Source organism: Sporolactobacillus terrae, from assembly GCF_019930545.1.
In the GTDB taxonomy this organism is placed as follows: domain Bacteria; phylum Bacillota; class Bacilli; order Bacillales; family Sporolactobacillaceae; genus Sporolactobacillus; species Sporolactobacillus terrae.
The window spans coordinates 2,748,891-2,760,909 of the sequence record NZ_CP082837.1 but is presented as its reverse complement, the minus strand read 5'-3'; the positions used below and the strand labels follow the sequence as shown (position 1 = coordinate 2,760,909).

At 45.9% G+C, this 12,019-nt stretch carries 9 protein-coding genes and 3 tRNA genes; all 12 read left to right on the top strand.

Features of this window, described 5'->3' with window-relative positions:
• Positions 1–185: 185 nt before the first annotated feature.
• The 12 genes from K7399_RS13130 (at position 186) to K7399_RS13075 (ending at position 12,007) form a co-directional block, all read left to right on the top strand.
• Positions 186–1,133 carry a YybS family protein gene (locus K7399_RS13130; RefSeq protein ID WP_010027209.1) on the top strand — a complete coding sequence of 316 codons (948 nt, stop codon included), beginning with the start codon at positions 186–188 and terminating at the stop codon, positions 1,131–1,133.
• A gap of 157 nt (positions 1,134–1,290) precedes the next feature.
• Positions 1,291–3,270 (top strand): DHH family phosphoesterase, encoded by a 1,980-nt coding sequence (locus K7399_RS13125; protein WP_128167257.1) that lies wholly within the window; start codon positions 1,291–1,293, stop codon positions 3,268–3,270.
• Positions 3,271–3,714 carry a 50S ribosomal protein L9 gene (gene rplI, locus K7399_RS13120; RefSeq protein WP_028978116.1) on the top strand — a complete coding sequence of 148 codons (444 nt, stop codon included), beginning with the start codon at positions 3,271–3,273 and terminating at the stop codon, positions 3,712–3,714.
• Between the two features lie 105 nt (positions 3,715–3,819).
• Positions 3,820–5,190: a replicative DNA helicase gene (gene dnaB, locus K7399_RS13115; RefSeq protein ID WP_010027372.1), complete on the top strand. Its 1,371-nt coding sequence runs from the start codon at positions 3,820–3,822 to the stop codon at positions 5,188–5,190.
• Positions 5,191–5,338: 148 nt separating this feature from the next.
• The gene (locus tag K7399_RS13110; protein ID WP_010027373.1) at positions 5,339–6,625 is read left to right on the top strand and encodes an adenylosuccinate synthase; all 1,287 of its coding nucleotides are present in this window, start codon (positions 5,339–5,341) and stop codon (positions 6,623–6,625) included.
• A 242-nt stretch (positions 6,626–6,867) separates the two neighbouring features.
• Positions 6,868–6,941, top strand: a tRNA-Met gene (locus tag K7399_RS13105).
• Positions 6,942–6,945: 4 nt separating this feature from the next.
• Positions 6,946–7,021: transfer RNA gene (locus K7399_RS13100), tRNA-Asp, on the top strand.
• A gap of 7 nt (positions 7,022–7,028) precedes the next feature.
• Positions 7,029–7,101: transfer RNA gene (locus tag K7399_RS13095), tRNA-Phe, on the top strand.
• Positions 7,102–7,364: 263 nt separating this feature from the next.
• Entirely contained in the window at positions 7,365–8,084 is a 720-nt protein-coding gene (gene yycF, locus K7399_RS13090) for a response regulator YycF (protein ID WP_028978115.1), read from the top strand.
• A complete protein-coding gene (walK, locus tag K7399_RS13085) occupies positions 8,077–9,891 on the top strand; it encodes a cell wall metabolism sensor histidine kinase WalK (protein ID WP_028978114.1) in 1,815 nt (604 codons plus the stop codon). The genes yycF and walK overlap by 8 nt, the downstream gene beginning before the upstream one ends.
• Entirely contained in the window at positions 9,888–11,204 is a 1,317-nt protein-coding gene (locus K7399_RS13080; protein ID WP_081791822.1) for a YycH family regulatory protein, read from the top strand. Before walK ends, K7399_RS13080 begins: the two co-directional genes overlap by 4 nt.
• Positions 11,201–12,007 (top strand): two-component system regulatory protein YycI, encoded by an 807-nt coding sequence (locus K7399_RS13075; RefSeq protein WP_128167255.1) that lies wholly within the window; start codon positions 11,201–11,203, stop codon positions 12,005–12,007. The genes K7399_RS13080 and K7399_RS13075 overlap by 4 nt, the downstream gene beginning before the upstream one ends.
• Positions 12,008–12,019: the final 12 nt, after the last annotated feature.

The following is a 12,019-nucleotide window of genomic DNA, read 5'->3' as shown; positions in this document are numbered from 1 at the left end:
AATGAAAGGCATGGGATTTCCCGCTTATTTTGTCGATGTTGGGAAGCGCTTGCGCTGATGCAAAATCGTCATTCCCCATTCTCTTCTCTGCCTGTATTTGGGGCATTTGGGCATAATGAAGCCCATACGAACGTGTTTAAAGGCGGTTGTTCAAACCGTCCAGCCTAAGCCTGAGGGGTGTCATTATGACTGATCGAAACGTTCTGCTTCGCGGGGCGCTTGCTGTGATTTTATTATATTTGTTGCTTGTTTTTACCTTTTTCGTACCGTATTTGTCTTTACTTTCGATATGGTTGATTCCACTTCCGTTAATGTATCTTGGCGCAAAAGACGGTTGGAAAGCATCACTATGTACATTCGCGTTGGGTGTTCTGTTCTTGGTTTTTGCAGATCATTCGCTCTATTCGCTATTGCCAATTTTCTTCATGATATTAGGTGGGGCGCTGGGTTACATGTTGCAGGCAAAAAAATCCGCATTTGCCTTGCTACTTGCCGGCAGCCTGACCAACATTGTCGTGCTGATCGTTTATTTGGCAATTTCCGTTCTGGCTTTTCACTTTAACCCGGTAACTGTTTTCCAGTCGAATCTCAATGATTCGCTCAATCAAACCATTCAGCAGATGCAGCCGATGATGGAGCAAAATGCAGATGAACTAATGGCGCAAATTCGGACGCAAATGAATCATTTGCTTCTTCTGACGCCGGTGATCCTGATCATGGCCGGAGTTTTCTATGCCTTCATTGTGATTTTAATTGCCTTGCCGATTTTACGCAAATTAAAGATTGATGCGCCGCGCTGGGTGCCGTTCCGTCTCTGGCAAGTGCCGAGAAGCATTATCTGGCTGTATCTGGCGGTTCTTTTTATCGGCTGGTTCGGTATCGATCAGGAAACGCCACTGTTTACAGCTGTGCTCAATATTGATGTGATTTTACAAATTCTGCTTGCAGTTCAGGGACTCAGTTTGATTTATTACTATGCGCATATGAAAAAATTCCCGTTAATTGTGCCGATTACACTAACCATCCTCATCGGTATGTTTGGATTCTTGCTACTGCAATTGGTACGTATATTGGGTATAATTGACTTGGGTTTCGATCTTCGCAAGAGGATTGGTCGAAAAAGTCATAATTGATCTGGCCGTTTCAGTTTTGCGAGCAAACGGTAACGGCTGTTTGTGCACGCAAAATGAAGCATGATGACGTGTACTGCCTTATGATCATTCGTTTTTAAAGGAATGTTTTGAGGCGTGACCGTAGCATTTTCATGCGGCCTGTGGGAGCTGACACATTTTGGCGAATCAATTTAAACATCGGTGGCGCGGCGATTTTTTGATCGTAATCGGTCTCCTTTGTCTACTGTTTCTTGTCTTTATTGCTTTCTTAAATTGGCTGCTGTCGCTCGCCGGACTTGTGCTTCTGATTCTGTCGGTCTCGTGGTTCTTGGTCAATGAGCGACAATTTGACAGGGAATTGGTTCAATACGTGGCCGGTTTGTCTTACCGGATAAAAAAAGTCGGCGATGAAGTATTACTGAATATGCCGATCGGGATTCTGCTCTATGATGAATCAAACCGGGTCGAGTGGTGCAATACTTCCCTGAATGCGATTGCTGATGAAGAAGCACGAACCGTGATCGGCCGCCCGTTGAGCGAGATTTCCGAACAGTTGGTGAAGCTGATTGCTTCGGATAACGAATCGACGATTATTTCGATTAATGATCGCCAGTACCGGGTGCGTTTAAGACGTTCGGACCGGCTGATTTATTTTAACGATATCACGGATACGTTGGAAATTAAGAAGCACTACTACAATGAAAAAACGGTTCTGGCTCTCATTTTCCTTGATAATTATGATGAAGTGACGCAAGGTCTGGAAGATCAGGTGCGCAGTACAATTAATAACGAGACGACTTCTATTATTAAAAATTGGGCGACTGAACACGGCATTTACTTGCGCAGAACTGCTTCAGACCGCTTTCTAGCTGTTTTGAACGAACGGTTGCTTCAGGCAATTGAGGATGAACATTTCTCGATTCTGGACAAGGTTCGAGAAATCACCGTTCCGCTCAGTCATATCCCGTTGACTTTGAGTATTGGCGTCGGTGCGGGAAGCACTTCTTTGGAAGATTTGGGGAGCTACGCGCAATCTGCTTTGGACTTGGGTCTTGGACGCGGCGGCGATCAAGCGGTAATCAAACGTCCGGATGGTGATGTTCGTTTCTACGGCGGAAAATCAAACCCGGTTGAAAAACGCACCCGTGTACGTGCTCGCGTGATTTCACATGCGCTGTCTGAATTGATGCTGGAAAGCGATCAGGTTATGATTATGGGCCATCAGGCACCTGACCTCGATTCAATTGGCTCGTGCATCGGTATCTTGAAAATAGCCCATGCCAATGGGCGGAGCGCCAAGATTATTATGGATGATGCGCACAATGTCTCCGGGATTTCCAAACTCATTGAAGAATTGAAAAAGCAGAAAAATTTATGGTCCAATTTTATTACCGCAGAACGTGCGGCGGATCAGATGACCAAACGTACCTTGATGGTTGTGGTGGATACGCATCGACCGTCCATGGTTGCCGCGCCATCGCTGCTCGCTGATGTACATCGCGTCGTTGTCATCGACCACCATCGGCGCGCAGAAGAATTTATTAAAGATTCCGTTTTGGTCTATATGGAGCCTTATGCATCCTCAACAGCTGAATTGGTTACAGAGCTACTTGAGTATCAACCGAATGAACGGCCGCTTGACGTCATTGAAGCAACGGCAATGCTCGGTGGTATCGCGGTGGATACGAAAAATTTCACGCTGCGCACCGGTTTTCGAACATTTGATGCCGCTTCGTATTTGCGCGCACATGGCGCCGATACAATACTGGTGCAGAAATTTCTCAGTGATGATTTGGATCAATTCAATCAGCGGGCAAAATTGATTCGAAAGACCGAATTATATAAATCGAATGCTGCAATTGCAGTGGGTGAAGCAGATCAAACCTACGATCAGGTACTGCTTGCGCAGACAGCCGATACGTTACTGATGCTGGAAGGGATCCGGACTTCGTTTGTCATCGGCAAACGCAAAGATGGATTGATTGGTGTCAGTGCCCGGTCGCTTGGCGATATGAATGTTCAGATCATTATGGAAAGCTTGGGCGGCGGCGGTCACTTAAATAATGCGGCGACTCAGATGGCGGACATCACGCTGGAAGGGGCCGTGGATCGCGTGAAAAAAGCGGTCGATTTGTATCTTGAAGGAGGTTTGTCCTAAATGAAAGTGATATTCTTGAAAGATGTCAAAGGAAAGGGAAAAGCCGGTGAAATTAAAGAGGTTTCCGAAGGCTATGCACGCAACTATCTCCTCCCCAAAAATGTGGCAGTAGAAGCAAACAAGGGGAGCTTAAGCATGTTAAATGCGCAAAAAAAGAAGCAAAAAGAACGCGCAGAAAATGAACGCAATGGGGCAGAAGCACTCAAAGCAAAAATTGAAAAAATGACGATTGAGCTGAAAGCAAAATCCGGTGAAGGCGGTCGGTTGTTCGGTTCAATTACCAGCAAACAAATCGCGCAAGCCTTGAAAAAGGCGGATATCAGCATTGATAAACGCAAAATTGATTTGCCGGAACCGATTCGGACACTGGGCTTTACCGACGTACCGTTGAAGCTTCATCCGAAAGTTCTTGCTAAGGTAAAGGTTCATGTCACTGAAGAATAAGCCTTGAATCCGCCCGGCGCGTCTGTGCGTTTGGCGGATTTTTACGGTTATTACTGTGCATTGAGAGATGCGTGTGAAACCGGAATTTTCTAAAGGAGGAGCGACATGAGTGACTTATTTGCGGATCGGATTCCGCCCCATAATATGGAAGCCGAACAGGCTGTTCTCGGCGCCGTTTTCCTAGAACCTTCATCGGTGATCACTGCGTCGGAAGTGTTGATTCCTGAAGACTTTTACCGCACAAGCCACCAGCTCATTTTCTCCGTCATGCTTGAGCTTTCGGAAAAGAATGAACCGGTTGATGTTGTCACGGTCACCAATGCCCTTCAGTCCTCGAAGCGGCTGGAAGAGGTCGGCGGCGTTTCCTATCTCGCCGAACTGGCCGATTCCGCACCAACCGCTGCAAATATCGAGTACTATTGTTCGATTGTGGCGGAGAAAGCAACCCTTCGCCGTCTGATTCGAACAGCGACGCAAATTGTTTCCGAGGGCTACACAAGCGAGGACGGCATCGAAACCGTGCTTGATGATGCGGAGCGCAGGATACTGGAGGTTGCCGAAAGAAAGCGCAGCGGTGAATTTCAGGCCATTAAAGATGTTTTGATGGAAACATACGATAACATTGAAATGCTTCAGAGCAGGCAGGATGATGTTACCGGGACACCGACCGGTTTTCTGGAACTCGATCGGATGACAGCAGGCTTTCAAAAAAGCGATCTGATCATCGTCGCTGCCCGTCCATCGGTCGGAAAAACGGCTTTTGCGTTAAATATTGCTCAGAATGTTGCCATTAAGAATGAGGCCAATGTGGCGATATTCAGTCTTGAAATGGGAGCCAAACAATTGGCGATGCGTATGTTGTGTGCAGAAGGGAATATTAATGCGCAAAAACTGCGAACCGGAAAGCTGGAAGATGAGGACTGGCAAAAGCTGACGATGGCGATGGGCAGTCTGTCACGTGCCGGCATTTATATCGATGATTCCCCTGGTGTGCGGGTCAACGATATCCGTTCAAAATGCCGCCGCCTGAAGCAGGAAAAAGGTCTGGATATGGTTGTCATTGACTATCTTCAGCTAATCATGGGCTCGGGGAGTTCCGGCCGTCAGGAAAACCGGCAGCAAGAGGTCTCGGAAATTTCGCGAATGTTGAAACAGATGGCCAGAGAACTAGACGTCCCGGTTATCGCGCTGTCCCAGCTGTCCCGTGGTGTCGAAGCACGTCAGGACAAGCGGCCGATGATGAGCGATATCCGTGAATCCGGAAGTATTGAGCAGGATGCCGACGTTGTTGCCTTCTTATATCGCGATGATTACTACAACAAGGAAAGCGAAAAACAGAACATCATTGAAATTATCATTGCCAAGCAGCGAAACGGTCCGGTTGGTACGGTGGAATTGGCCTTTGTTAAAGAGTACAGCAAATTCGTGAATATTGATCGGAAACACAGTGATGAGGATGTTCCGCGTGGTGCATGAGTAGAATTATATCGTGAATCCGAATAAAAATAATTATAACCCTGTTAATGTTCGTGTCCACATTGACTTTTCAAGCAATTACCTGTTAGACTAGACAGTGGCTTTAGTGAACTAAAATATTATTTTTTAAAAGTTGGGGGCTAAATGAATGTCTTCTGTTGTTGTTGTTGGCGCACAGTGGGGCGATGAAGGAAAAGGCAAGATTACCGACTACCTTTCGGAAAACTCGGAAGTAGTATCGCGCTACCAAGGCGGAGATAATGCCGGGCATACCATTGTTTGGAACGGCAAAACCTATAAATTACGGTTGATGCCGTCAGGGATCCTATACAGCGAAAAGATCTGCGTTTTGGGCAATGGTATGGTGATCAATCCAAAATCGTTGTGCAAGGAACTGGATTATATGATGGAAAGCGGTGTGCGCACGACGAATCTGCGGATCAGCAATCGCGCGCATCTGATCCTCCCGTACCACTTGAAACTGGATATGCTCGAAGAAGAAAGCAAGGGCACATCCAAAATCGGCACAACACAGAAGGGAATCGGCCCTGCATATATGGACAAGGCGGCACGTGTCGGTATTCGGATGGCGGACCTTCTTGAGCCGGAAACATTCCGTGCGAAACTGGAAAAGAACTTGAAAGAAAAGAACCGTCTTCTCGAGAAATTTTATGACAGCGAAGGCTTTGATATTAAGGACATCTATGATGAATATATTGGCTATGGTGAACGCCTGAAACCGCTCGTGTGCGATACGTCCGTTGTTCTGAATGACGCACTTGACGCTGGAAAACGCGTGCTGTTTGAAGGCGCTCAAGGATGCATGCTTGATATTGATCAAGGCACGTACCCATTTGTAACGTCATCCAACCCAGTTGCCGGTGGTGTGACGATTGGTGCCGGTGTCGGTCCGTCAAAAATCAATCATGTTGTCGGCTGCGCGAAAGCTTATACAACACGTGTTGGCGATGGTCCGTTCCCAACCGAATTAGAGGATGAGATTGGCGATCAAATTCGTGAAGTGGGCCATGAATACGGAACGGTAACCGGGCGGGCGCGCCGCGTCGGCTGGTTTGACAGTGTGGTTGTCCGCCATTCACGCCGTGTCAGCGGTTTGACGGATCTGTCCCTTAACTGTGTCGATGTTCTTACCGGACTTGAAACGGTAAAAATCTGCAAAGCTTATAAATATAAAGGCAAGCTGATTGAAGAGTTCCCGGCAAGTCTGAATGTCCTTGCCGAATGCGAACCGGTCTACGAAGAAATGCCTGGATGGAAAGAAGACATCACCGGAGCAAAATCATTGTCTGAACTTCCGGCGAATGCGCGTCACTATATTGAACGCATTGCACAACTGACTCAAGTCGGTTTGTCACTGTTCTCTGTCGGTCCGGACCGCACACAAACCATTGAGGTGCGCAATCCATTTCGCTAATCAGAAAATAAAAGAATAAAAAATCACGTCATGGCTATCCTTTAAAGGCCATGGCGTTTTTACTTTCCGGCATAACGCAAAGGCTGTGAAACCAATGCGCGAGGCGTAGGTAAAGGTTCAAGATTTGCTCGTTTTTCCGAATAAAGAGTAGACCTTCTCAGAAAAAGGGTTGCAAATGCATAAAGACCGTGTTAAAATATTTCTTGTGCCGCAAAAAGACAAGCATTTGCAGCTTATATCATCGCGGGGTGGAGCAGTCTGGTAGCTCGTCGGGCTCATAACCCGAAGGTCGTAGGTTCAAATCCTGCCCCCGCAATTATGGATCCGTGGTGTAGGGGTTAACATGCCTGCCTGTCACGCAGGAGATCGTCGGTTCAAATCCGATCGGATCCGCCATTATTATGGCTCGATAGCTCAGTCGGTAGAGCAGAGGACTGAAAATCCTCGTGTCGGTGGTTCGATTCCGCCTCGAGCCATGTTCTCCAAACATAAGCGTTTACCGCACTTTATAAAACGTACTTAAACAGGACAAAATCCTTGAGGTAATCAGGGGTTTTGTCCTGTTTCCTATTTCTGGTTTTATGACATTGTCTCAAGGAGTGTGTTAAAATATAAAAGAATTTATCTAAGAAAAGCGGCAGATGAATGAAGAACATGCCGCCAATAAAACGAACAACGATTGCGAAAGAATAATTGCACGGGAAATAAATCACAAGAACGTACAAGGAGTCTGCTCATAATGGAAAATAAAATTCTTGTTGTTGATGATGAACAGCCAATTGCTGATATATTGCAGTTTAACCTGGAGAAGGAAGGATACGAAGTTGTTTGCGCGTACGATGGAGAAGAAGCGCTGAAAAAGGTTGAAGAAGAAAATCCGGATATGATCTTGCTCGATGTGATGCTGCCGGTCAAAGACGGTATGGAAGTGTGCCGTGAAGTAAGAAAAACACATAATATGCCGATTATCATGCTGACGGCAAAAGATTCGGAGATTGATAAGGTACTCGGGTTGGAAATGGGCGCTGATGATTATGTAACCAAACCGTTCAGTAATCGAGAGTTGATTGCACGCGTCAAGGCGAACTTGAGGCGGCACAAACAAGAGGATACCGAAGAGGAAAAGAAACAAGTCAACAATATTGAGATCGGCGATTTAACCATTCACCTCGATGCCTATGTCGTCACCAAGCGGGGGAAAGTGATTGAATTGACGCACCGGGAATTTGAACTGCTTCATTATTTAGCGGAACACATCGGCCAAGTCATGACCCGTGAAAAGCTGCTGCAAACGGTATGGGGCTATGATTATTTTGGGGATGTACGGACGGTCGACGTCACGGTAAGACGATTGCGTGAAAAAATTGAGGATAATCCGAGCCGACCGATGTGGATCGTTACTCGGCGCGGGGTCGGCTATTATCTAAAGGAACCCAATCAGGAGATCAGTGATGAATAAGGTTGGCTTTTTTAAATCAATACAGTTCAAGGTGGTCTTGATTTACACGCTGCTTATTTTGCTTGCCATGCAGTTGATCGGTGTCTACTTTGCCGATCGCGTCAAGACAATTACTCTGGATAGTTTTGAAAACTCACTTGAGAGCCAAAGCCAGCTGATTGCATGGAATGTTGGCGAAGCGATTCGTCAAGCGCAAGAGTCAAATGTGGAAGATCCGAATCATGTGGCAGATCAGATTCAGAACCAGCTCTTGGAGATTGATGCCAACATCCGCGAGATTGAAGTGATTGACGATAATATGGTGATTGTTGCAGCCGATGAAAAGCATCGCGATGCCGTTGGCAAACGGACCACAAATCAATTGGTCGTTCAAAACCTTTCATCCACTTCAACGAATAAATTTCGGCGTGCCGACCGGTCGAGCGGTGAACGTATCGACATTGTGACGACACCGATTATGGTCGACAACCATCGATATGGGATGCTTTACGTAGAAAAGAGTTTTGAAAATGTCTATGAGCAGTTGCAGCAAATCAACCAGATCTTAGCCACTGCGACCATTTTTGCACTCTTGGTTACGGCTATCTTAGGCTTTTTCTTGGCGAGGACAATTACACGGCCACTCGTTCAAATGCAGCGGCAGGTCATGGCGGTTTCTCAAGGAAACTTTACCCGAAAAGTACAAATGACCGAACCGGATGAGATTGGGAAACTGGCCACGTCGTTTAATAACATGACATTGAAACTGCGTGAAGCCAATGCAACAACCGAATCGGAGCGGCGCAAATTAAAATCCGTCTTGACGTTCATGACCGATGGCGTCATTGCAACGGATCGAAAAGGCAATGTCGTGCTGATGAATAATCGCTCTGAGCAGCTGCTTAATGTGTACCGTCATGATGTGACCGGAAACTCGATTCTGGATTTGTTAAAGATTCGCAAAGACTATAAAATTATGGATCTCTATAATATGGAGAACTCGATCGTGCTCGACTTCAGTACGGATGATGAGACGATCCTGCTGCGCGCCAACTTCTCTGTTGTAAAAAAAGACAGCGGACTGGCTAATGGATTAATTGCCGTCATTCATGACGTTACGGAGCAGGAGCAAGTGGACATGGAACGTCGCGAGTTTGTTGCCAATGTGTCGCATGAATTGCGCACACCGCTGACCACAATGAAAAGCTACCTCGAAGCGCTTCAGGATGGCGCAGTGGAAGATCCCGCCCTGGCAAGTAAGTTTCTCGGTGTGACGCAGCGAGAAACCGAACGGATGATTCGGCTTGTGAATGATTTGCTGCAATTGTCTCGTCTTGATTCTAAAGACTATAAAATTCATTTGGAACGTACGGATTATATCACTTTTTGCCAAAGTATCATGGATCGATTTGAAATGTCGAAAAAACAGAATATTGAATTCGTTCGCCAATTTCCAAAGGGGTCTTTTTATGTTCTTATTGATCGGGACAAACTGACCCAGGTCATCGATAACATTATTTCGAACGCGATTAAATATTCGCCGGAAGGCGGCATCATTACATTTGCAATTCGGCGTAGAGGCAATAAGATCCGCTCAATGATCAGTGACCAAGGTGTCGGCATACCAAAGGAAAATCTGCCAAAGATTTTTAATCGCTTCTACAGAGTTGATCGTGCCCGTTCGCGCAAATTAGGTGGGACAGGTCTTGGACTTGCGATTGCCAAAGAAATGGTAGAGGCTCAAGGCGGAGAAATCTGGGCGGAGAGTGATTGGAACCGCGGGACAACCATTCATTTTATACTCCCACTCGATAGAAGGGATTCATGATGCAACGAGAAATCTTTAAATCGATATTGCTTGGTGTACTGGTCTTGGCCAGTGTTGTGATGACATCCAACATACTGTTCTATAAATCGGATTTTGAAAAGTACAAACCGAATTCAACAAGTCAGGTTGCAATTGCCGAGTCCCGTAAATTTCCACAAGTCATTCGCCCCAATTTGATGCTGGAACGAAATCAAAACGGGCGGTTTGGCCAAAACAGCAATACGGACATTCAAAAGGTCTATTCCTTGCTGCGGCAATCTGTATTCAGCGAAATAACCGGCAGCGCGTCGAGTCTTGAGGATGCCGATACGCCGCATTATACACTTGTGTTTCCTGCACCACTGACCTTTGATGCGCTGGGAAGGGTTTTTCAATTTGATTCGAGCAAGTCTGTCAGTGCAAACCATATTCCGGTTGATCGCATTGATATTTTTGGCTCAACAGACAAGCAAAATGTGATTGCTGTTTTTTCTTCACCGGATGAAAAAAATAAATTTTATACAACCGTTGATCATTTGAATTTTGAAACGTTGCAAGGTCTGTATGCCAAGGCGGAACTTCGCCCGTATGACCGCTTGTCTTTGAGAGATAAGGTTGCTTATCTGCCCCAGGGGAAAACGACAATGCACGCAGAAGTGACCTACTTTGAGCGGGTTTCTTTAGAGGAATTCATTCCAATACTTTTTCCTGATCCGGACAATGTGTTTGCTGTGCGCGGGAAAACCGAGTACACAGACAGCGGACGGCAGCTGGAGCGGACAAATAATATTGTTCAGTATGTCAATCCAGGGATTGTGAGTTCGACAGAGCAGAATAAGGATCCGATTCTGGTCAGCTTTGATTGGATGAATCAAATCAAATTATGGACGAATGACTTTATCTATCAGGGTGCATCATTGAAGAATTATCGCGGCGACGGAACCGTTTCTTTTCGAATGACGCTAGGCGACTACATGGTTTTTAACACGGATTACCCGAATTGGTATTTGAGCATGATTGAACTCAGCTGGAAAAGCGGGGAGCTCAATAGTTATAAAGGGACGCTCCTTGAATTGAATCCCGTTGATACTCAAGGATCGATTATGCTTAGTTCCGCGCGCGATGTACTCGATCAATTAAAGCAGGCGAATGTACCGGTCAACCGGATTGAAGATCTATGCATTGGGTATGAACTGAAGAGCCCGTCCTCAGGCTCAGGACAATCGATCGTGGCAGCGCCAGACTGGTTCTATAAAATCGGGGATCGCTGGAGTTCAGTAACGAAAGAACTGATCCCTTCTCAAATGAACAATGGGAAGGAGGATCCATCATGAATTGGAGCCGAACAAAGTCGATTTTCATTATTTGCTTTCTGCTTCTTGATGTGTTTCTTGTTTTTGAGATGTACATGCGACAGCAAGATGAGAACTTTGTCAATTATCATGATGAGTCGCAGCGCTATAATTATAAACTTGAAACGGTTATTCCAACAATGCCCCAAGACATTACTTTTCTGCGTGGTACACGTATGGATTGGAGCCGAAACAAAGACCAACTGGTTCAGGTAGCAGCAAAAGGCAAGGTACGGGAAAAGCAGGGGTTTGCGCTTGATCAAAATAATCTGCAGCTGGTCAGTACGTTCAAACGGCCGATTTCGATTGGGCATATTGACAGTGAAGATGTTCAGCAAGATTTATTAGGCAATGTCTATCAGGGTCAGGAATATAAGTATTGGCCGTTTACATCGAGCAGCACGGAGATTAAATTTGCGCAAACGTACCGTGGCCGTCCGGTTTATATTAGTACACGAAATAAATTGCAAATGCTTGATTTTACCATTGAGGATAACAAGGTTACGGGATTTAAACAGAGCTATTTTTCACTCACGGAAAAAAATAAAGTTGACCCGATCAATGCGGAACAGGCAATTAATAGCTTGGCAGAGCGAACCGATCTGGTCGGCTATAACCGGCTGCATATCAAAGCCATTGAACTGTGTTATTTGAATACCGTTGGCGATGAAAGTTCGGAACCGTTGATCTTCGTTCCGGCATGGCATTTCGTGGTTCATACGGTAAATGGAACGAGCGATTACTTTGTTAATGCAGTATCAGGGAATGTACTTACCATTAAATAAGCAATCGATTGT